At 60.5% G+C, this 19,612-nt stretch carries 21 protein-coding genes; 7 read left to right on the plus strand and 14 right to left on the minus strand.

The annotated features are described in order from the left end of the window. Window positions 1–6: 6 nt before the first annotated feature. The 8 genes from sucC to sdhC form a co-directional block, all read right to left on the minus strand. Window positions 7–1,200 (minus strand): ADP-forming succinate--CoA ligase subunit beta, encoded by a 1,194-nt coding sequence (gene sucC, locus N5D22_RS14365; RefSeq protein ID WP_003492393.1) that lies wholly within the window; start codon window positions 1,198–1,200, stop codon window positions 7–9. Window positions 1,201–1,231: 31 nt separating this feature from the next. After that, on the minus strand, window positions 1,232–2,194 hold the full coding sequence (mdh, locus tag N5D22_RS14370) for a malate dehydrogenase (RefSeq protein ID WP_003523512.1): 963 nt from the start codon (window positions 2,192–2,194) through the stop codon (window positions 1,232–1,234). A gap of 179 nt (window positions 2,195–2,373) precedes the next feature. After that, on the minus strand, window positions 2,374–3,537 hold the full coding sequence (gene zapE, locus N5D22_RS14375) for a cell division protein ZapE (protein ID WP_279656656.1): 1,164 nt from the start codon (window positions 3,535–3,537) through the stop codon (window positions 2,374–2,376). A gap of 92 nt (window positions 3,538–3,629) precedes the next feature. After that, window positions 3,630–4,172, minus strand: a complete 543-nt coding sequence (locus N5D22_RS14380; protein WP_279656655.1) for a protease inhibitor Inh/omp19 family protein — start codon at window positions 4,170–4,172, stop codon at window positions 3,630–3,632. A gap of 205 nt (window positions 4,173–4,377) precedes the next feature. Then, entirely contained in the window at window positions 4,378–5,157 is a 780-nt protein-coding gene (locus tag N5D22_RS14385; protein ID WP_003523509.1) for a succinate dehydrogenase iron-sulfur subunit, read from the minus strand. A 15-nt stretch (window positions 5,158–5,172) separates the two neighbouring features. Then, window positions 5,173–7,014 carry a succinate dehydrogenase flavoprotein subunit gene (gene sdhA / locus N5D22_RS14390; RefSeq protein ID WP_279656654.1) on the minus strand — a complete coding sequence of 614 codons (1,842 nt, stop codon included), beginning with the start codon at window positions 7,012–7,014 and terminating at the stop codon, window positions 5,173–5,175. 7 nt (window positions 7,015–7,021) lie between these two features. Further along, on the minus strand, window positions 7,022–7,402 hold the full coding sequence (sdhD, locus tag N5D22_RS14395; protein WP_279656653.1) for a succinate dehydrogenase, hydrophobic membrane anchor protein: 381 nt from the start codon (window positions 7,400–7,402) through the stop codon (window positions 7,022–7,024). 11 nt (window positions 7,403–7,413) lie between these two features. Further along, window positions 7,414–7,806: a succinate dehydrogenase, cytochrome b556 subunit gene (gene sdhC / locus N5D22_RS14400; RefSeq protein WP_279656652.1), complete on the minus strand. Its 393-nt coding sequence runs from the start codon at window positions 7,804–7,806 to the stop codon at window positions 7,414–7,416. Window positions 7,807–8,111: 305 nt separating this feature from the next. Between sdhC and N5D22_RS14405 the strand changes: the two genes are divergently transcribed. Continuing rightward, entirely contained in the window at window positions 8,112–8,480 is a 369-nt protein-coding gene (locus N5D22_RS14405) for a hypothetical protein (RefSeq protein ID WP_279656651.1), read from the plus strand. A 57-nt stretch (window positions 8,481–8,537) separates the two neighbouring features. Here N5D22_RS14405 and N5D22_RS14410 read toward each other — a convergent pair whose 3' ends face one another. The 5 genes from N5D22_RS14410 to tsaD form a co-directional block, all read right to left on the minus strand. Beyond that, entirely contained in the window at window positions 8,538–9,182 is a 645-nt protein-coding gene (locus N5D22_RS14410) for a methyltransferase (protein ID WP_279656650.1), read from the minus strand. A gap of 7 nt (window positions 9,183–9,189) precedes the next feature. After that, window positions 9,190–9,633, minus strand: coding sequence for an EVE domain-containing protein (locus N5D22_RS14415; RefSeq protein WP_003492407.1), 444 nt, complete (start codon window positions 9,631–9,633; stop codon window positions 9,190–9,192). Between the two features lie 6 nt (window positions 9,634–9,639). Next, window positions 9,640–9,933: a YciI-like protein gene (locus N5D22_RS14420; RefSeq protein ID WP_279656649.1), complete on the minus strand. Its 294-nt coding sequence runs from the start codon at window positions 9,931–9,933 to the stop codon at window positions 9,640–9,642. A gap of 61 nt (window positions 9,934–9,994) precedes the next feature. Further along, entirely contained in the window at window positions 9,995–10,978 is a 984-nt protein-coding gene (locus tag N5D22_RS14425; RefSeq protein ID WP_279656648.1) for an NAD(P)-dependent glycerol-3-phosphate dehydrogenase, read from the minus strand. Beyond that, window positions 10,978–12,075, minus strand: a complete 1,098-nt coding sequence (tsaD, locus tag N5D22_RS14430; RefSeq protein WP_279656647.1) for a tRNA (adenosine(37)-N6)-threonylcarbamoyltransferase complex transferase subunit TsaD — start codon at window positions 12,073–12,075, stop codon at window positions 10,978–10,980. The genes N5D22_RS14425 and tsaD overlap by 1 nt, the downstream gene beginning before the upstream one ends. A 73-nt stretch (window positions 12,076–12,148) precedes the next feature. Between tsaD and hemC the strand changes: the two genes are divergently transcribed. The 6 genes from hemC (at window position 12,149) to N5D22_RS14460 (ending at window position 18,193) form a co-directional block, all read left to right on the plus strand. Further along, window positions 12,149–13,078 (plus strand): hydroxymethylbilane synthase, encoded by a 930-nt coding sequence (gene hemC / locus N5D22_RS14435; protein ID WP_279656646.1) that lies wholly within the window; start codon window positions 12,149–12,151, stop codon window positions 13,076–13,078. 4 nt (window positions 13,079–13,082) lie between these two features. After that, window positions 13,083–13,823 (plus strand): uroporphyrinogen-III synthase, encoded by a 741-nt coding sequence (locus tag N5D22_RS14440; RefSeq protein ID WP_279656645.1) that lies wholly within the window; start codon window positions 13,083–13,085, stop codon window positions 13,821–13,823. Between the two features lie 73 nt (window positions 13,824–13,896). Then, window positions 13,897–15,348: a COG4223 family protein gene (locus N5D22_RS14445; protein ID WP_279656644.1), complete on the plus strand. Its 1,452-nt coding sequence runs from the start codon at window positions 13,897–13,899 to the stop codon at window positions 15,346–15,348. Window positions 15,349–15,352: 4 nt separating this feature from the next. Then, complete coding sequence (locus tag N5D22_RS14450; protein WP_279656643.1) at window positions 15,353–16,969, plus strand: heme biosynthesis protein HemY; 1,617 nt, start codon at window positions 15,353–15,355, stop codon at window positions 16,967–16,969. A gap of 14 nt (window positions 16,970–16,983) precedes the next feature. Beyond that, on the plus strand, window positions 16,984–17,472 hold the full coding sequence (locus N5D22_RS14455) for a TerB family tellurite resistance protein (protein WP_279656642.1): 489 nt from the start codon (window positions 16,984–16,986) through the stop codon (window positions 17,470–17,472). Further along, on the plus strand, window positions 17,462–18,193 hold the full coding sequence (locus N5D22_RS14460; protein WP_003523491.1) for a glutamine amidotransferase: 732 nt from the start codon (window positions 17,462–17,464) through the stop codon (window positions 18,191–18,193). The genes N5D22_RS14455 and N5D22_RS14460 overlap by 11 nt, the downstream gene beginning before the upstream one ends. A gap of 124 nt (window positions 18,194–18,317) precedes the next feature. Here N5D22_RS14460 and N5D22_RS14465 read toward each other — a convergent pair whose 3' ends face one another. Then, window positions 18,318–19,550 carry an MFS transporter gene (locus tag N5D22_RS14465; protein WP_279656641.1) on the minus strand — a complete coding sequence of 411 codons (1,233 nt, stop codon included), beginning with the start codon at window positions 19,548–19,550 and terminating at the stop codon, window positions 18,318–18,320. Window positions 19,551–19,612 lie beyond the last annotated feature (62 nt).

Raw genomic sequence — 19,612 nt, forward strand, 5'->3', positions numbered from 1 at the left:
CCTCAATTAGCCGTTGATCGCCGCGACGATCTTCTTGGCTGCGTCGTCCAGATCGTCAGCAGCCGTAATCGCAAGGCCAGATTCGTTGAGAAGCTTCTTGCCAAGTTCGACGTTGGTGCCTTCGAGGCGAACGACGAGCGGAACCTGCAAACCGACTTCCTTCACCGCGGCGATTACGCCCTCGGCGATGACGTCGCACTTCATGATGCCGCCGAAGATGTTGACAAGGATGCCCTCGACCTTCGGGTCAGCCGTGATGATCTTGAAGGCTGCCGCAACCTTCTCCTTGCCGGCGCCGCCGCCGACGTCGCAGAAGTTAGCCGGCTCTTTGCCGTAAAGCTTGATGATGTCCATCGTCGCCATGGCGAGACCGGCGCCGTTGACCATGCAGCCAATGTTGCCGTCGAGCGCGACGTAAGCGAGGTCCCACTTGGAGGCTTCGATTTCCTTGGCGTCTTCTTCGGTCTCGTCGCGCAGCGCCTTGACGTCGTCGTGGCGGAACAGCGCGTTGCCGTCGAAGGACATCTTGGCGTCGAGAACGCGCAGATGGCCATTTTCCATGACGATCAGCGGGTTGACTTCGAGGAGAGCCATGTCCTTCTCATTGAAGGCCTTGTAGAGGATCGGGAACAGCGCCTTGGCGTCTTCAGCTGCAACGCCGTCAAGCTCGAGAGCCTTGGAGATCGCGGCAACGTCAGCGTCGCTCACACCCTTTTCCGGGTTGATGGCGATGGTGTGAATCTTCTCGGGCGTGTCGTGGGCGACAGCCTCGATGTCCATGCCGCCTTCCGTGGAAACCACGAATGCGACCTGGCCGACAGAACGGTCAACCAGCAGCGAGCAATAGAGTTCGCGGGCAATGTCGGCGCCGTCTTCGATATAGAGACGGTTGACCTGCTTGCCGGCGTCGCCGGTCTGCGCCGTTACCAGCGTGTTGCCGAGCATGTCCTTGGCGTGGGAAACGACTTCGTCGATGGACTTCGCCAGACGAACGCCGCCCTTGGCGTCCGGGCCGAGTTCCTTGAACTTGCCCTTGCCGCGGCCGCCGGCGTGGATCTGGCTCTTGACGACGTAAAGCGGGCCGGGAAGCTGCTTGGCAGCAGCTTCGGCTTCTTCGACCTTGAGAATGGCGACGCCTTCAGCAACCGGCGCGCCGTAGCCCTTCAGAAGAGCCTTGGCCTGATATTCGTGAATATTCATGGAATAATCCCTGTTTGGAGCCGCTAGGCTATTACTTCAGCGACGGAGCGATGTTGACGCAGGCTTCGCAAAGACCAGCGACAGCGCCGACGGATTTCTGGAAGGCGGCTTCTTCTTCCTTGTTGAGTTCGATCTCAATGATGCGCTCGATACCGCCGGCACCGATGATGGTGGGAACGCCGACATACATGTCGTCTACGCCATACTGGCCCGAGAGGTGGGCAGCGGCGGGCAGAACGCGCTTCTTGTCCTTGAGATAGGATTCAGCCATTTCGATTGCCGAAGCGGCCGGCGCATAATAGGCCGAACCGGTCTTCAGCAGGCCGACGATTTCCGCGCCGCCGTCACGGGTGCGCTGGATGATCTGCTCGAGACGCTCTGCCGTCAGCCAGCCCATCTTGACGAGGTCGGTCAGCGGAACGCCGGCAACCGTGGAGTAACGGGCGAGCGGCACCATGGTGTCGCCGTGACCGCCGAGAACGAAAGCGGTGACGTCTTCAACCGAAACGTTGAATTCTTCGGCAAGGAACAGACGGAAACGGGCGCTGTCGAGAACGCCGGCCATGCCGACAACCTTGTTCTTCGGCAGGCCGGAGAACTTCTGCAGTGCCCAGACCATGGCGTCGAGCGGGTTGGTGATGCAGATGACGAACGCGTTCGGGGCATATTTCTTGATGCCGGCGCCGACCTGTTCCATGACCTTGAGGTTGATGCCGAGAAGATCGTCGCGGCTCATGCCCGGCTTGCGGGCGACGCCAGCGGTGACGATGCAGACGTCTGCACCTTCGATGGCGGCATAATCGGAAGCGCCGGTCAGCTTTGCATTGAAGCCTTCAACCGGGCCGGACTGGGCAATATCCAGACCCTTGCCCTGCGGAATGCCGTCGGCAATATCGAAGAGGACGATATCGCCCAGTTCCTTGAGGCTGGCGAGATGCGCCAGCGTGCCGCCGATCATGCCAGAACCAATAAGTGCAATTTTTTTGCGAGCCATCGAATGCTTCCTCTTGAGCTTCAATTCAATTTCACCGCGCCAAACCGGCAGCCAAAATTGTCGCACTTCGATTAGCCCCATTGGCTAAAATTGGCAACAGATTCTTTTGTGATGAATATTTTCAATCGTTTAGATCAATATTTTCTTACGTAAACGTAAGAAAATACGTCACGAAAGTGTCAAACTTTCTGCCGTTTTTCATGGTGCAGCGCCAGATAATCGGCGCTACGCATTTCAAACAGGCGCGAGGCGGTACGATCGAATTCGAAACCTTCAGTTCCCTTGCGCTTGCCGAGCAGGTCCTCCGGCATGGCCGCAGCCGATGCAAAAAGCCGAACGCTGTGGTCGTAAAGAGCATCGATGAGGATGATGAAACGTTTGGTCTCGTTCCGCTTGTCCGCATTGAGCAGCGGAATATGGTCGATGAACACCGTATCGAAACGATTGGCGATGGCCAGGAAGTCGGAGGCCCCAAGCGGCTTTTCGCAAAGGTCGGAGAAGGAAAAGCGCGCCACCCGGCCGCTGGCGCGCGGCACCAGAATCGAGCGGCCCTTCATCGGTATTTCCGTCGGCGCGACGAGGTGACCGCCGGTCATGTGCCGCCAGGCCATGTCCATCGCCTGATCCGCCGACCCGTCGAGCGGCGTGACATAGACCGGCAGGCTTTCCAGCTTCTCCATCCGGTAATCGGTGGGGCTGTCCAGCGTCACCACGTCAACATATTTCTTCAGCAGATCGACGAAGGGCAGAAACAGGCCGCGATTGAGACCGTCCTTGTAGAGATTGTTGGGCACGACGTTGGAGGTCGTCACCAATGTGCAGCCATTGGCGAAGAGTTCGCTGAACAGCCGGGCGAGGATCATCGCATCGGCAATATCTGTGACGGTGAATTCGTCGAAACATAAAAGCTCGGCTTCCGCCAGAAGCTCGGCCGCCACCGGCGGAATGGGATCGGCCTGTTTGGTCTCGCCATTCTTCAGTTTCTGCCGATGCGCATGCACGCGGTTATGCACATCCGCCATGAATTCATGAAAATGGCAGCGCCTTTTGGAAGAAACCGGCGCCATTTCATAGAACATATCCATCAGCATCGTCTTGCCGCGGCCGACGCTGCCATAGACATAAAGCCCCTTGACGGCGACGGCAGGCCCGGACTTGCGTGCGAACATCCAGCCGAGCGCGCTTTTTTTCCTGGCAGGCTTGCGTGCCTTGAGGTCGGCGAGAATACGGTCGAGATGCGCCGCCACGCCAAGCTGCGCGGCGTCAGCCTGCAACGTGCCGGCTGCCGTCAATGCGTTGAGCTGTTCAACGACACTATGATTGTAATCAGGCAATGGCTTCATGAAAAAGCGCCCCGGACGCGGGCGCCAGTCTGCACCCGCGGCGAATGGAATTGCTTAGAGCGAAAACGGCAATCCGGCGGCACCGGAAGCGCTCATCGGCTAAGGCTGAGCGGCTGGCCGCTATTGGTCGTGCCGTCATACCGCGCATCGGCGCTTTTATAGACACGGCCGATCGTATTGCCGGCGCGGTCCTTGAAGAGAACCATCTTGCCGGAGACCTCCCAGGAGCCCATCGCCGTCAGCTCGCCTGCGCAGCCGCGCGTGCCGCCGCGCGACCCGCTGCCGAGATTGGTGAGCGTCAGGAACATGTCGCAATTGGCGCCGCCATTGGAAACGCGCCAGTTGCCGACCATGGATTCCTTGGTGACGTCAAGCGCAGCAGCCGGCGGAGCGGCAGAAGCGACATCAGTGCCGCCGGGAGCTGCCGAGGCGGGCGCAGACGGGAACTGGCTGCCGGAAGCGCCACCGGGCGGCGGCAGGGCGCCGGACTGGACGGAAGGCACCGGCTGCGCCTGCAAAGGCGGCGTATAACCGGGATTGTTGCTGCCATTGTTGTTGTAATCGTAGGAGGTACGTTGGCAACCGGCGAGAGTCATCACAACCGCAAGGCCCGTCACCACATATCTGAATTGCATATCAAGCTCCCGATTCTCTCGCTTCCGGAAAGATCATGATCAAACAAGAAGGCTGAATTATTACCAAAGCCTTATCTTGCGCAAGCGATGGCCGGGATAATTACCATTTCGGTCGATTTTTACCGAATTTTCCCACGCCGGGTTGTAAAAAGGGCCACGGTCGAGACCGCGGCCCGCTAGATTTTCTGTCGTCAGCGAATCGCCTTTAAACGCGGCGCTCGACCATCATCTTCTTGATTTCCGCGATCGCCTTGGCCGGGTTCAAGCCCTTCGGGCAGGCCTGCGCGCAGTTCATGATGGTGTGGCAGCGGTAAAGGCGGAACGGGTCCTCGAGATTGTCGAGACGCTCGCCGGTCGCCTCATCGCGGCTGTCGATCAGCCAGCGATAGGCCTGCAGCAGAACGGCCGGACCAAGGTAACGGTCGCCATTCCACCAGTAGCTGGGACAGGAGGTGGAGCAGCAGGCGCAGAGAATGCACTCATAAAGACCGTCGAGCTTCAGGCGGTCCTCATGGCTCTGCTTCCACTCCTTGGCAGGCGTCGGTGAAACCGTCTTCAGCCATGGCTCGATGGAGCGATGCTGGGCGTAGAAGTTCGACAGGTCAGGGACGAGGTCCTTCACGACAGGCATGTGCGGCAGCGGATAAACCTTCACCGTACCGTTAATCTCTTCCATGCCCTTGGTGCAGGCAAGCGTATTGGTGCCGTCGATGTTCATGGCGCAGGAACCGCAGATGCCTTCGCGGCAGGAGCGGCGCAGCGTCAGCGTCGGGTCGATATTGTTCTTGATGTAAAGAAGCGCATCGAGAACCATCGGCCCGCAATCGTCGACATCGATATAATAGGTGTCGATGCGCGGGTTCTGGCCATCATCCGGGTTCCAGCGATAGATCCGGTATTCGCGCACATTCTTGGCGCCGTCAGGCTTCGGCCAGACCTTGCCTTCGCTGATCTGGGAATTCTTGGGGAGAGCGAGTTCAACCATATCCAGTTCCTCAAATCAGTAGACGCGCGCCTTCGGCTCGATCTTTTTGGGATCGATGCCGTCGGCGATGAGGTCGGTGTGAACAGGGCGGTAGTCGAGCTTGACGTCGCCTTCCGGGCTGACCCAGGCAAGCGTGTGCTTGCGCCAGTTCACGTCGTCGCGACCGGCGAACGGACCGTCGACGAAATCCTCCCGGGCGTGCGAACCGCGGCTCTCCTTGCGCGCTTCCGCGCCATAGACCGTGGTGATCGCATTGGCCATGAGGTTGTGCAACTCGAGCGTCTCGACGAGGTCGGAGTTCCAGACCATCGAACGGTCGGTGACCTTGACGTCAGGCAGTTCCTTCCAGATGGCGGAAAGACGCTGGCAACCGCTTTCCAGCGATTCCTGCGTGCGGAACACGGCCGCATCGTCCTGCATGGCGCGCTGCATCTTGTCGCGCAGCACCGCCGTCGGCGTCGAGCCGTTGGCGTAACGCAGGCCGTTGAAGCGCTCCATGATCTTGTCGCAGGCAGCCGTATCGAGAGCGGGAACCGCCTCATCACGATTGATGACCTGAGCGGCGCGGATCGCTGCGGCACGGCCGAAGACCACGAGGTCGATCAGCGAGTTGGAACCGAGGCGGTTGGCGCCGTGAACCGAGGCGCAACCCGCTTCGCCGACAGCCATCAGGCCGGGCGCGATACGCTCCGGGTTGCTGGCATCGGCATTCAGCACTTCACCCCAATAGTTGGTCGGAATACCGCCCATATTGTAGTGAACCGTCGGCAGGACCGGGATCGGCTCGCGCGTCACGTCGACACCAGCGAAAATCTTCGCGCTTTCGGAAATGCCCGGAAGACGCTCATGCAGGATCGCCGGATCGAGGTGATCGAGGTGCAGGAAGATGTGGTCCTTGTTCTTGCCGACGCCGCGGCCTTCACGGATTTCCATCGTCATGCAGCGCGAGACAACGTCACGCGAGGCAAGGTCCTTCGCGGAAGGCGCATAACGCTCCATGAAGCGTTCACCTTCGGAGTTGACGAGATAACCGCCTTCGCCGCGTGCACCTTCGGTGATGAGGCAGCCTGCGCCGTAAATGCCGGTCGGGTGGAATTGCACGAATTCCATGTCCTGAAGCGGCAGGCCTGCGCGGGCGATCATGCCGCCGCCGTCGCCGGTGCAGGTATGGGCCGACGTCGCCGAGAAATAGGCGCGGCCGTAACCGCCGGTCGCCAGAACCACCATCTTGGCGGCAAAGCGATGGATCGTACCGTCATCGAGGTTCCAGGCAACGACGCCGGTGCAGCGACCGTCCGGAGACATGATAAGGTCGAGCGCGAAATATTCGATGAAGAATTCGGCATTGTTGCGCAGCGACTGGCCATAAAGCGTGTGCAGAATGGCATGGCCGGTACGGTCGGCGGCGGCGCAGGTGCGCTGCACCGGCGGGCCTTCGCCGTAATTCTGCATGTGGCCGCCGAACGGGCGCTGGTAGATCTTGCCTTCTTCATTGCGCGAGAAAGGCACGCCGTAATGTTCCAGCTCATAAACCGCCTTCGGCGCTTCCATGGCGAGATATTGCATCGCATCGACATCGCCGAGCCAGTCGGAGCCCTTTACGGTGTCGTAAAGGTGCCACTGCCAACAGTCGGGCGTCATGTTGGTGAGCGATGCGGCGATGCCGCCCTGCGCCGCAACCGTGTGGGAGCGCGTCGGGAAAACCTTGGTGATGCAGGCCGTGCGGAAACCCTGTTCCGCCATGCCGAGCGTTGCGCGCAGACCCGCGCCGCCGGCGCCCACCACGATCACGTCATAGGAGTGATCGACATAGGTGTAGGCCTTGCCATTCTGGGAAGGTGAACTGATCGATGCCATGGCGGACTTATCCTGCGAATGCGATTTTCAAAATGGCGAAGATGGAGAAACCGCCAATGAGAACCGCGAAAAACATATTGAGCATCAGAAGAACGAGCTTCGAAACCTCGGCGTGAATGTAGTCTTCAATGATGACCTGCATGCCGAGCTTCATGTGGATGAGGCCGGAAACCAAAACCAGAGCCATGATGACCGCAACGAGCGGGTTCGACAGCGCCGCAACGACTTCAGGATAAGGCGCGCCGGCATATCTGATGAGGAAGACGACAAAGAAGATGAGCAACGGAACGTTGGCGACCGCAGTCACGCGCTGACGCCAGAAATGGTCGGTGCCTTCCTTGGCGGAGCCGAGGCCGCGAACCTTTCCGAGAGGTGTACGCATATCCATGAAAAATCTCCTCAGCGCACGATCAGGGCAATGACCCAGATCAGCGCGGTCAGACAGATCGACACCACCCACGAGGCCTTCGCCAGCTTGGTGGTAAAGTGCTTTTCGAAGCCGTAGCCCAGATCCCACATGAAATGGCGAAAGCCGCCAAGCATGTGATGAACCAGAGCCCAGGTGTATCCGATCAGGATGAGCCTGCCGATGATCGTGCCCATCGCCCAGTTGACCCAGTCGTAATAGGCCGGACCCGAGGCGATTGCGATCAGCCACCAGGCAACCAGAAGCGTTCCGAAATAAAGCGCGCCGCCCGTGATACGGTGCACGATGGATGCGACCATCGTCGGAATCAGCTTGTAAACTTGAAGATGCGGCGACAGAGGCCGGTTATTAGTCGCATTCGCCATCAGAACCTCGCGGCGTTTTCCCGTGCGCCCACAAGATTGGACGCCCCCAAGCAACAGCACATGACGAAAGAATGTGCATTGCACCAACCGCGACGTTTAATCACATGGGGGCATCACGACAAGCACATTTCATAGCCGATTCCAATTTAATCGATTGGTTCACGAATTTTTTTTGGAATTTTTTTGCTCGAAAATAAAAAATCGAGCGTTTCCAAGATTTACGCCCTTAAAATATTTACCTTTACGTAATTCAGGAAAGGTGTAATTTACCATTGGTTAACCTCAAAAACCGGAGCATGAGGCTCATGTTACAGCACCGAATCGCCGCCCTGACCATGATGGTTGCAGGCGTCTTTTTCACCCTTATGCCTCCGGCAGCGGCACAGGATTTCGATGGCCGCCATGATTATCGGCACCGTCAATCCCAGGTCAGCTTTTCCACGGAGGGGCTGCCATCCAGCCTTTCGGGCGGTACTTATGTGGGCGCTATCTCGGCCCTGCGGGTTCGCGGCAACGGCAATTATTTCGCAATTGGCGGTGGGCTTCAGCGAAAAAGCACAGCCGTCTCCCAGGCTACACAACTCGCCCCCAAGGCCAAGATCATCAATGTCCATACCGAAACCGCAGGCGATGCCTGCGCCTATGAACATGGCGTCTGCATTATCCGGCCCTAGGGCATGTCCAGCAAAAGTGCGAAGCAGTCCTGCGTCCGGAAACGCGAAGTGCCACAATCAAATAAAGCGCCAGACCGTGGTCTTCTTTACTTCACTGTCTTCCAGAGCCCGCGTCACAGGCACCTGATAGGTCGCCTCGGCCAAAAGCCGCTCTTTCGGTAGATAGGCGCGTCCGGGATCGCCGACGAGCACACTCACACCGTTTCCGGCAAGATCCAGAAACCAAGGCACGAGACGATCGGCAAAGTCACGGTCGTAAAACACGTCACCCGCTAGCAAGACATCCGCATAGACCGGCTTCCCGATCAGATCGAGGCCCGTAAAGTCGACATCGACCGCATTGAGCGCCGCATTCAGCCGGATGGCCGCTTCCGTCCACGGGTCGATATCCGCGGCCAGAACCGCAGCAGCGCCTGCTTTTGCCGCGGCGATGGCGACCAGTCCGGAGCCGCTGGCGAAATCCAGCACGCGCCGGCCCCGAAAGCTTTCAGGGTGATCGAGAACATAACGGGCGAGCCCCTGCCCGCCGGCCCAAGCGAAAGCCCAGAAGGGCGGCGGCAGGCCGATCGCTTCCAGCTCCTCCTCCGTCTTCAGCCACAGCTCATGGGCTTCGGTGGCGAGATGAAGACGCAATTCCGGCACATGCGGCGGATGCATGATGGCGGTATTGTCGAGAATGAAGCGTTCGGGATCGGTCCTCACCGAGGCATCAATCCGGTGACTTTGGCGGATTGGCGAGACCGCCCATGCGGCAGACCTCAAGATATTCCTCTTCCGTCACCGGCTGCACGGAAAGCCGCATGGAGGTGACGAGAGACATCTTTTCCAGCTTGGGATTGGCTTTCACATCCTTCAGCGAAACCGGCTGCGGCATGTCGCAGACGGCGCGGATATCCACGCAGTCCCATTTCAGATCGCCTTCGGCGGTCGAGTCCGGGTGCGACAGCGCGCAGACTTCGACGATGCCGACGACATCCAGCCCTTCATTGGAGTGGTAGAAGAAACCCTTGTCGCCGATCTTCATGGCGCGCATGTTGTTGCGCGCCTGATAGTTCCGCACGCCGGTCCATTCTTCGCCCGCCTCGCCCTTGGCCTTCTGCATTTCCCAGGACCATTTGAACGGTTCGGACTTGTAAAGCCAGTAATTCGCCATGTCCGGTCACGCTCCCGGATTGTTGAAGACCCAATTATAGGGCTTCACGTCAACGCTTTCGAACAGGCCGGCCTTGGCGTATGGATCGGCATTGGCGAGAGCCTTCGCGGCATCGATATCGGCGGCTTCCACGATGACGAGGCTGCCATTCGGCTTGCCTTCGGCATCGAGAAACGGGCCGGCGATCTTCAGCGTGCCTTCGGCATTCAGCTTGTTCAGGTGCTCCAGATGCGCCGGGCGCGTTTCCATGCGCACGTTCAGATGGCCGGGCTTGTCCTTGCAGATAAAGGCAAACAGCATTTTCGTCTCCTCATTAAATCATGTCTTCCAAAAGCGTCAGCGATTTGGAGCAGGCCCGGCCTCATTCGGTGGTGATGGGCCGTGTCATCAATTGTTGCATGGCGCTCGCCACGTCCAGATTGCCGTCGATGATGGCGGCCACCGCTTCGGTAACCGGCATGTCAACAGCGTGACTTTCTCCGAGCCGGGCGGCGACGGCTGCCGCAAAAGCGCCCTCCACCAGCCCGCCGGACATATCCTTGCCCTCACCCCGGCCAAGCGCGATACCGAAACGCAGGTTTCGAGACTGGTGGCTGGTGGCGGTCAGCACCAGATCGCCGAGGCCCGAGAGGCCGCGCACCGTATCCGCCTTGCCGCCCATCGCAACGATGAGACGCGACATTTCGGCAAGGCCGCGCGAAATCAGCGCCGCCCGGGCGGAATCGCCAAGACCCGCGCCTTCGACGATGCCGGCGGCAATGGCGAGAACATTCTTCAGCGCCCCGCCCAGCTGCACGCCCATGCGGTCGGTCGAGGCATAAAGCCGGAAGGTCTTGCCGGAAATCGTGGTCGCCAGCCGCTCGGCTATCACCGCATCTTCCGCCGCGATCGCCATGGCCGTCGGCAGGCCCCGTGCTATGTCGGCCGCAAAGCCCGGACCGGACAGAACCGCAATCGGATGATGCGGCAGTTCCGCTTCCAGAAGTTCCGTCAGCAGCCGGCCGGAGCTGCGGTCGATACCCTTGGCGCAGGTGACAATGATAGAGTCATTAGCCAGATAAGGGCCGTAATGACGGGCCGCATCGGCATGAGCCTGCGAGGGCATGGCGAAGAGGACGATGCCAGCGCCGGCCAGCACATCGGGCTCGGCGGAAAATTCAAGCGCATCCGGCAGATCGACGCCCGGCAGGGCCGCCTCGTGCACGCGGTCGTTCCTGAGGTCAGCCATCAGCGATGGGTCGCGGCCGAGCAGGGTCACGTCGTGCCGGTTTTCCAAAGCGATGACGACAGCAAGCGCAGTTCCGAAGGCGCCGGCGCCGATGACGAGGATTTTCTCCCGCTGCATCAGGCCTTGGCTCCCCTTTTACCGAAACCTATCAATGTCTCCGCACTGCCATCCAGCGGCCAGCGCGAGCGCGGCGGAATTTCCAGAGGATCTGGGTCCCGGCCATCAGCCATGCGCTCCAGCCCCGCCCAGGCGATCATCGCGGCATTATCGGTGCAGAGCCGGTGCGGCGGCGCGACGAAGCGGAAGCCATGGGTATCGCAAAGCGATTGCAGCGTCTGGCGGATTTCCTGATTGGCGGCGACGCCGCCGGCGACGACCAGAGCAGGCTGGTTTTCTGTATGCGGAAATTCCTGCCTGAAACGGGCAAGGCCACGGCCAATCCGATCCTTGAGTGTGCGAGACACCGCCTTCTGGAACGAGGCGCAGATATCGGCAATATCCTGCTCGGAAAGCGGCGCGATGGCGGTAGCCGCCTGCCGTACCGCCGTCTTCAGGCCGGAAAAGGAAAAATCGAGCCGAGCCTCGCCGACCATAGGGCGCGGAAGCGGAAAGCGGTTCGGATCACCCTTCGCCGCCGCCTTCTCGACCGCTGGCCCGCCGGGATAGGGCAGGCCCAGAAGTTTCGCGGTCTTGTCGAAAGCCTCCCCCAGCGCGTCATCGATGGTGGTGCCCCAGCGCTCATAGTCACCCACACCGCGCACCAGCACCAGCTGGGTATGGCCGCCGGAAACCAGCAGCATCAGATAGGGGAAGGACAAACCATCGGTCAGCCGCGCCGTCAGCGCGTGGCCCTCCAGATGGTTGATGGCGTAAAGCGGCTTGCCGGCCGCCTTGGCAATGGCCTTGCCGGTCATCAGCCCCACCAGCAGACCGCCGATGAGGCCGGGGCCGGAGGTGGCGGCGATGGCGTCGACATCGGCAAGCGTCACGCCCGCCTGCTCCAGCGCTTCTTCCACCAGCGTATCCAGCGCCTCGACATGGGCGCGCGCGGCAATTTCCGGCACCACGCCGCCATAGGCGCTGTGTTCCTCAAGCTGCGACAAAACGACGTCGGAGACGATCTCGCCATGGCCGTCCGCATGCCGAACCACAATGGATGCGGCGGTTTCGTCACAGCTTGTCTCTATGCCGAGGATACGAAGAAAGGGGGTCATCAAATCTGTTCGTTCATTGCGATCATGCGCTGAGTTGGTCTAAGACAACTCCGGTAACAATGGATAGACGCGGATGCAAACAAAACCTTTCCGAATCGGCACGCGCGGCAGCCCGCTGGCGCTCGCGCAGGCTTATGAGACGCGCAACCGGCTGATGTCGGCGCATGGCCTGCCGGAAGACATGTTCGAAATCGTCGTGCTATCCACCAAGGGTGATCGGATAACTGACCGCGCTCTGTCGGAGATCGGCGGCAAGGGCCTGTTCACGGAAGAACTGGAGAGCCAGCTTCTGTCCGGCGAACTCGATATAGCAGTGCATTCCTCCAAGGACATGCCGACCGTCTTGCCCGAGGGCCTGCATCTCTCTGCCTTCCTGCCACGCGAAGACATGCGCGACGCCTTTATCGGCCGCACCGCGCCGAAGCTTCTGGAGTTGCCGCAGGGCGCCGTTGTCGGCTCCGCCTCTCTGCGCCGTCAGGCGCTGATCCGCCGCCTGCGGCCGGATCTGAGCGTCATCGTTTTTCGCGGCCTGGTCGATACCCGCCTGCGCAAGCTTGAAGAAGGTCAGGCGGATGCAACGCTTCTCGCCTTTGCCGGCCTGAAAAGGCTCGGCAAGGAGAATGTCCCGACGGAAATTCTTGACCCGAAGGAATTCCCCCCGGCTCCGGCACAAGGCGCGATCTGTGTGGAAAGCCGCATCGGCGATACGCGCATGGACGGGCTGCTTGCCCCGATAAATGACAGGCCGACTTTCGACGCCGTGACCTGTGAGCGCGCCTTTCTGGCCGCGCTTGATGGTTCCTGTCGCACGCCGATTGCCGGCTACGCCACCTGCGATGGCGACGAACTCTATTTTTCCGGACTGATCCTCACTCCCGATGGCCAGACGAGCCACGGCATCGAAGTCTCCGGCAACCGCCGGGATGCGGCAAAACTCGGCCGGCAGGCCGGCGAAGACGTGCGCGCCAAGGCGGGCAGCAAGTTCTTCGAAGGCTGGAGCTGAGCCGATGCGGATCGTCGTCACCCGGCCGCAGCGCTCGGGCGAAAGGACGGCCGCAAAGCTTGAAGCGCTCGGCCATGAGCCTGTGCTTCTTCCGCTGTTTCATCCCGTCCATCATGGCGAACGCGCCGTCTCGGCGCTATCCGGCCCGCTGGCGGCCATTGCCGTAACCAGCGCCGAGGCGCTGCGGGCGCTGGAAACATCACGGGACGGGCTGGCTCCCTATCTGTCAAAACCGCTTTTCGCCGTCGGTGGAACAACGGCGGAAGCGGCGGAAAAAACCGGCTTCGAACAGATTTTCACCGCCTCCGGCGACGCCGTGAGTCTGACCGCGCTGGTGGCTGAGCACCAGACTCTGTTTTCCGAAAAAGAGCCCCTGCTCTATCTCGCCGGCAGGCCCCGTGGCGCCGTCTTCGAGGAAGGCCTTGCCGCCGGCGGCATTCCCTTCAGAACGGTGGACTGTTACGAGATGCTGCCCTCCGACATTTCGGAAACGATGCTTGAAACGGTGCTTGTCGAAAGCGCTGCCGATGTGGTCCTGCTCTATTCATCGGAAGCGGCGCGCGCCTTTTTCCATCATGTATCGACGGAAAAATACGTGGCGGCGCTGGCAACGACACAATTCATCTGCATCAGCCGCAACGTGTTTTCTCTTATTCCTCAAATCTTCCGCGCAAACGCCAAAGCCGCCGAAGAACCGAGCGAGGCCGCGATGTTTGAACTTCTGCACCATAACTCTGGAACCTAATTCGAGCTCGCCTCTTTCCTTTGCCGCCGTCACTGACTAGGTTTAGATTACTGCAGGCAGAAATGAGGTTGTCATGGTATCGGGAAAGCCGCCACGCCACTCCAAGTCCAAAGCCGAACCGGTCACCATCGACCTGGACGCCAAAGACGTGAAAGCAATTTCCGCCGACGAGGACGCTGCCAAGACGGACGAAAAGCCCGGCGACAAAACACCTGCGGCCACCGCAGAGCCGGGTGTTTCGGAGACAAAGCCCGAAGCAGCCGTAACAGGCAACCCCGCGCCCATATGGGACCAACCCAAGAAAACCCCTATCGAGCCCGAACCCAATGTCGGCAAAGCGGAATCCGTAGCCACGGCGCCGAAGGCTGAGAGCTCCGCAGACAAACAGAACGAGCCGGTCTCGACGGCCCCTGTTCCGCCCAAAGCCGATACAAAAACGTCGACGGGCACCGCCGAGACGAGCACCGCTGCCGCTGCGGCAGCAGCCGCAAAGCCGGCCTTTGGCTCCACGGTTTCCTCCAGCGCATCCAGCGGCGCCACCGCTGCAAAACCATCGGCCACGTCCACGTCATCAGGACCGGCAAAACCCTCCGCACCACAGCAGGCGGAACGCAAACCGGCGGCGACCTCCGGCCTGATCGCGGCAGGTATTGTCGGCGGCCTTGTGGCGCTCGCCGCCGCCGGCAGCATGCAATATGCCGGCATCCTGCCCTCCTTTAATGCAGATAAGGCGGGAAGCGAGGAGATCACCACGCTGAAAACCGATCTGGGCAATCTGCGGCAGCAGCTTGCCAATGCGCCAGCGGCAAACACCTCGGCGCTGGAACAGCGCATCGCAACCCTCGAAGGCGCAAAGGGTGAGGCTCCGCAGGTGGATGGGCTGTCGGAAAAAATCGCCGCGCTGGAATCCGCCCTCCAGTCGGAGCGATCCGCGCAGGCATCGGCGACGGCGGAACTGACACGCCGTCTTGCGGATGCGGAAGCCAAGATTAACGAGCCTCGCGACGATATCGAAGTCGCCCGCGCCATCGCTTCCGCCGCGCTGAAGGCCGCGATCGATCGCGGTGGGCCGTTCCTGACCGAACTCGACACGCTATCCAGGGTAACCCCCGACGATCCGGCCATCGCATCACTGCAATCCTTCGCCGCAACCGGTGTGCCGTCACGTTCGGAACTGATGCAGAAATTCCCTGACGTCGCCAATGCAATGCTATCAGCCATCAACCAGCCTGACCCCAATCAGGGCATTATGGAACGCCTGACCGAAAGCGCCTTTTCGCTGGTGAAGGTCCGGCCGGTCGGAAATATCGAGGGCGAAACCGCCGAAGCCATGATCGCGCGCATGGAAAACAAGCTGCGCAATGGTGATCTGCAGGGCGCAGCACTTGAATGGAACGGGCTTCCCCATCCCGCCAAGACGGCATCCGCCGATTACAAGAAATCGCTGGATGCGCGCATCGAGGTCGAAAATCTGGTCGGCGGCACGTTGAACCGCGCCATCACCAGCACCGGCAGGCAGGGGTAAGGGCATGACCAGAATTCTGACTTTCGCCGTTATCGTTCTGGCTCTCGGCTTCGGTTTCTCCTGGTTGGCCGACAGGCCGGGTTTGCTTTCCATCGTCTGGCAGGGCCAGCTGATCGAAATGAGCCTGATGGTCGCCGCTTCCATCATCGCCGCGCTGGTCGCCGCCGTCATGCTGGTCTGGTGGATCGTCAATGCCATCTGGACCTCGCCCAACGCCGCCCGGCGCTATTTTCGTGCGCGCAAACGCGACCGTGGATATCAGGCGCTGTCGACCGGCCTCATCGCCGCCGGTGCGGGCAATGCCATCCTCGCCCGCAAGATGACCGCCCGCACTCAAGGGTTGCTCAGCGCCGATCAGGAGCCGCTGATCCATCTGCTCGATGCGCAGGCTGACCTGATTGAAGGCAAATATGACGAGGCGCGCCGCAAATTCGAGGCCATGGCCCGCGACCCAGAGACCCGCGAGCTTGGCCTTCGCGGCCTTTATATCGAGGCTCGCCGTCAGGGCGCCTATGAAGCAGCCCAGCAATATGCCGAGGACGCAGCGGAAAAAGCCCCCTATCTGCCCTGGGCGGCGCAGGCGACGCTGGAAAACCGTTGTCGCAACGGAGAGTGGGATGACGCCATCCGCCTTCTCGACCAGCAGAAGGCGGCCAGCATCATCGAACGCGGCGAGGCGGAACGTCTGAAAGCCGTGCTTCTCACCGCCAAGGCCGGCGAAAAGCTGGAAAGTGATCCGGTTGGCGCGCGCGAGGACGCCAAGCACGCTCTCAAGCTTGCCAAGGGCCTGGTTCCAGCTGCGCTGATCGCGGCGAAGTCCTATCTGCGCGAAGACAATCTGCGCAAGGCCGCCACGGTTCTGGAACCCGTGTGGAAAAACGATCCGCACCCGCAGATCGCCGAACTTTATGTCCGCGCCCGCAGCGGCGATACCGCCATCGACCGGCTGAAACGGGCGGAGCGGCTTGAGAGCCTGAAGCCCAATAACATTGAGTCGCTGTTTGCGGTGGCGCAGGCGGCGCTCGACGCCAAGGAGTTTGCCAAGGCGCGGACAAAGGCGGAAGCCGCCGCCCGCATCGAGCCGCGCGAAAGCATCTTCCTGCTGATGGCGGATATTGAAGAAGCCGAAACCGGCGATCAGGGCCGGGTGCGTTACTGGATGGCGCAGGCGCTGCGCGCGCCGCGTGATCCCGCCTGGGTGGCCGATGGCGTCGTTTCGGAAAAATGGCTCCCCGTTTCACCGGTCACCGGCCGTCTTGACGCCTTCGAATGGAAAGCGCCTTTCGGCCAGCTCGAAGGTCCAGTCGAAGACCTGATGATAGAAAATGCGATTGCCGCCGCACCCGCAAGGGCCGAACCGGCTGCGAAAACGATCATTGTCGAGGCTGCTCCCGAGCCCCTTGCCGAGCCGAAACCTGCTGCCGCCACACCCATCGAGGTAAAGCCCGTCGTATCGGCGCCGAAGGAGAAAAAGCCCGTCACGATCGAGGCGCCGCTTGAAACCGACGCACCGGATGAAAAAGCCGAAGCCGTGCCGTTTTTCGGCGGCGCGCCGGATGATCCCGGCGTCAAGAAACCCGGCGCGGAAGCCGAACCCAAGACCCGGCTCAAACTCTTCTGACCAACAGGATATCGATGTTCCAGCAAATACAGTCGTTTATTCAGAACCTCGTCGGCCCGCATGGGGATGATTTCAGCCCTGATGATCTGCGGGTGGCGGTGGCTGCCCTCTGTTTCCAGGTTATGGAAGCGGATGGCACCGTCTCGAAAAGCGAGCGTGACCGCCTGCGCGAAATCCTGCAGGATTATTACCATCTCGATTCCGGCAAGCTCGACGCGCTTCTTGCCGCCGGTCAGGAGGCTGGCAAGGAAGCCGTCGATTATTACCGCTTCACCACCGATATACGCCGCCATCTCGATGAAGATCAGCGCGTGGAGCTTATTGGCATATTATGGGATATTGTTTACGCTGACGGCGAACGAAGCGAAATGGAAGACCATGTGATCTGGCGCGTCGCCGATCTGCTTGGTGTTTCCGTGCGCGACAGGGTTCTGCAACGTCAGCAGGCCGCCACGAGGTCCGGTCCCGCTGAAGAAAGCGAAAACGAAGACGATGCTGTTTGACCCTTCCAGGCAACAGAGAAAACAACCATCGCTGCTCATCGTCCTGCATCAGGAACGTTCCACGCCCGGCCGCGTCGGCCAGATGCTGGTGGAAAAAGGGTATCGTCTGGATATAAGACGCCCTGCGCTCGGCGACGACCTGCCGCAAACGCTGGAGAAACACGCTGGCGCCATCATCTTCGGCGGCCCGATGAGCGCCAACGATTCTCATGACTACGTCAAAGCCGAAATCGACTGGCTGAAGGTGCCGCTGAAGGAAAACAAGCCCTTCCTCGGCATCTGTCTCGGCGCGCAGATGCTGTCCAAACATCTCGGCGGCAAGGTGGAGGCCGACAGGGAGGGCAAGGTGGAGATCGGCTGGTATCCGCTTCATGCCACCGAACATGGGCGGCTTCTGATGCCGCATTGGCCGAAGATGGTCTATCATTTCCACAAGGAGGGGTTCGAGTTGCCGCGCGGAGCCGAACTTCTGGCCTCCGGCGAAACCTATCCCAATCAGGCCTATCGCTATGGAAAAAATGCCTGGGGCCTGCAGTTTCACGCCGAGCTGACCCGCGCCATGATGCATAGCTGGGTGGTGCGCGGCGCGCAGCGCTTTGGCATGCCCAATGCGCAGGTGGGCAGCCAGCATCTGGAGGGCCGCATGCTGTTCGACACGCCGCTCAGGGCATGGCTCGGCAATTTCCTCGATCTGGTTTTTGAGGGCAAGGCGCAGCGCTAGAGCGGGATGGCGAAAAGTGTGAGCGGTTTTCGCCTGAAATCCCGCGTCTCAACTTTTTGATTTAGATCATGATGATTCTAGGTCGATTCGACCTAGAATCATCATGATCTAATGCCCATCGCCATCAGTGCGGCGCATCCAGATTGTCGATCTTGCGCAGCTTCGAGAAGCCGAACGCCCAGATAACCGCCACAGCAAGCGTGCCCGCCCCGCCAATGACAACGGCCGGCACGGCTCCGACGACATGGGCCATGGTCCCGGCGCGGAACTCACCCAGCTCGTTCGATGCGCCGACAAAGACCATGTTCACCGCATTCACGCGCCCGCGCACCTCATCCGGCGTCCACAGCGCGATCAGTGTTTCCCGCACGTAAACCGATACCATGTCGGATGCACCCATGACCACCAGCGCGGCGATGGACAGCCATGCTGTCTGCGAAAGTCCGAAGACCACGGTGGAAACGCCGAAGAAACCAACGCCGGTAAACATCAGCAGGCCGGCATGGTGTCGGATGGGTTTGAACGCCAGAATAACCGCAACGGTAATGGCCCCGATGCCGGGTGCCGCGCGCAATAGCCCGAGGCCCCACGGCCCGAGCGTCAGCACTTCCTTGGCAAAAACCGGCATCAGCGCAACGGCGCCACCCAGCAGCACCGCGAAAAGATCGAGCGAGATAGCACCGAGAACGATTTTTTCCTGCGCGATGAATTTGAACCCGGCGAGCATGGTTTCGAGGCTGATGGCTTTTGCCGGGCCGCGTTGTTCCGGCTTGCGGATCGTCAGCGCCAGCATTGCGGATACGACGAAAAGCACCAGCGCCACACTATAGGCGACGGAAGCGCCGAGGCCATAAAGCAGACCGCCGGCGACGGGGCCAAGAATGGACGCCATCTGCCAGGAAGAGGAATTCCAGGCGATGGCGTTCGGCAGATCCTCCACCGGCACGAGATTGGGCGCAAGTGACTGGACCGCCGGCCCCATAAAGGCCCGCTCAATGCCGAAGACGACGAGAATGGCGAAGACCGGCCACGGGGAAAAACGATGCGTCAGCGTAAGACCCAGAAGCGCCACTGCGCATAACGCCGCGACCAGCAGGCATATCGCCATGATGCGCCGGCGATTGTGCCTGTCCGCCACCGTTCCGGTGACGAGGATCAGAAGCAGCGAGGGCAGGAACTGGAAAAGACCGATCAGGCCGAGATAGAAGGCGTTGCCGGTCACCTCATACATCTGCCAGCCAACGGAAACGCTGACGATCTGGATGGCGAAGGCCGAGAAAAACCGGGCGCTGAAGAAACGGCGATAGGAACTATGCCGGAATGCGCCGAAGCGATTTTCGGCAGAAGGGAGAGACATCGGCTGGGTGCTCGCGAGACAATATGAGATGTCTGCAATAGAGCGATATGACAAGAATCGCC

This window comes from Agrobacterium sp. GD03872, assembly GCF_029840625.1.
Classification (GTDB): Bacteria; Pseudomonadota; Alphaproteobacteria; order Rhizobiales; family Rhizobiaceae; genus Agrobacterium; species Agrobacterium fabrum_A.

Excerpts from the sequence above, each read along its gene's own strand:
- sucC (WP_003492393.1), bottom strand. The coding sequence starts at position 1,200 with ATGAATATTCACGAATATCAGGCCAAGGCTCTTCTGAAGGGCTACGGC.
- mdh (WP_003523512.1), bottom strand. The coding sequence starts at position 2,194 with ATGGCTCGCAAAAAAATTGCACTTATTGGTTCTGGCATGATCGGCGGC.
- zapE (WP_279656656.1), bottom strand. The coding sequence starts at position 3,537 with ATGAAGCCATTGCCTGATTACAATCATAGTGTCGTTGAACAGCTCAAC.
- N5D22_RS14380 (WP_279656655.1), bottom strand. The coding sequence starts at position 4,172 with ATGCAATTCAGATATGTGGTGACGGGCCTTGCGGTTGTGATGACTCTC.
- N5D22_RS14385 (WP_003523509.1), bottom strand. The coding sequence starts at position 5,157 with ATGGTTGAACTCGCTCTCCCCAAGAATTCCCAGATCAGCGAAGGCAAG.
- sdhA (WP_279656654.1), bottom strand. The coding sequence starts at position 7,014 with ATGGCATCGATCAGTTCACCTTCCCAGAATGGCAAGGCCTACACCTAT.
- sdhD (WP_279656653.1), bottom strand. The coding sequence starts at position 7,402 with ATGGATATGCGTACACCTCTCGGAAAGGTTCGCGGCCTCGGCTCCGCC.
- sdhC (WP_279656652.1), bottom strand. The coding sequence starts at position 7,806 with ATGGCGAATGCGACTAATAACCGGCCTCTGTCGCCGCATCTTCAAGTT.
- N5D22_RS14405 (WP_279656651.1), top strand. The coding sequence starts at position 8,112 with ATGTTACAGCACCGAATCGCCGCCCTGACCATGATGGTTGCAGGCGTC.
- N5D22_RS14415 (WP_003492407.1), bottom strand. The coding sequence starts at position 9,633 with ATGGCGAATTACTGGCTTTACAAGTCCGAACCGTTCAAATGGTCCTGG.
- N5D22_RS14420 (WP_279656649.1), bottom strand. The coding sequence starts at position 9,933 with ATGCTGTTTGCCTTTATCTGCAAGGACAAGCCCGGCCATCTGAACGTG.
- N5D22_RS14425 (WP_279656648.1), bottom strand. The coding sequence starts at position 10,978 with ATGCAGCGGGAGAAAATCCTCGTCATCGGCGCCGGCGCCTTCGGAACT.
- tsaD (WP_279656647.1), bottom strand. The coding sequence starts at position 12,075 with ATGACCCCCTTTCTTCGTATCCTCGGCATAGAGACAAGCTGTGACGAA.
- hemC (WP_279656646.1), top strand. The coding sequence starts at position 12,149 with ATGCAAACAAAACCTTTCCGAATCGGCACGCGCGGCAGCCCGCTGGCG.
- N5D22_RS14440 (WP_279656645.1), top strand. The coding sequence starts at position 13,083 with ATGCGGATCGTCGTCACCCGGCCGCAGCGCTCGGGCGAAAGGACGGCC.
- N5D22_RS14445 (WP_279656644.1), top strand. The coding sequence starts at position 13,897 with ATGGTATCGGGAAAGCCGCCACGCCACTCCAAGTCCAAAGCCGAACCG.
- N5D22_RS14450 (WP_279656643.1), top strand. The coding sequence starts at position 15,353 with ATGACCAGAATTCTGACTTTCGCCGTTATCGTTCTGGCTCTCGGCTTC.
- N5D22_RS14455 (WP_279656642.1), top strand. The coding sequence starts at position 16,984 with ATGTTCCAGCAAATACAGTCGTTTATTCAGAACCTCGTCGGCCCGCAT.
- N5D22_RS14460 (WP_003523491.1), top strand. The coding sequence starts at position 17,462 with ATGCTGTTTGACCCTTCCAGGCAACAGAGAAAACAACCATCGCTGCTC.
- N5D22_RS14465 (WP_279656641.1), bottom strand. The coding sequence starts at position 19,550 with ATGTCTCTCCCTTCTGCCGAAAATCGCTTCGGCGCATTCCGGCATAGT.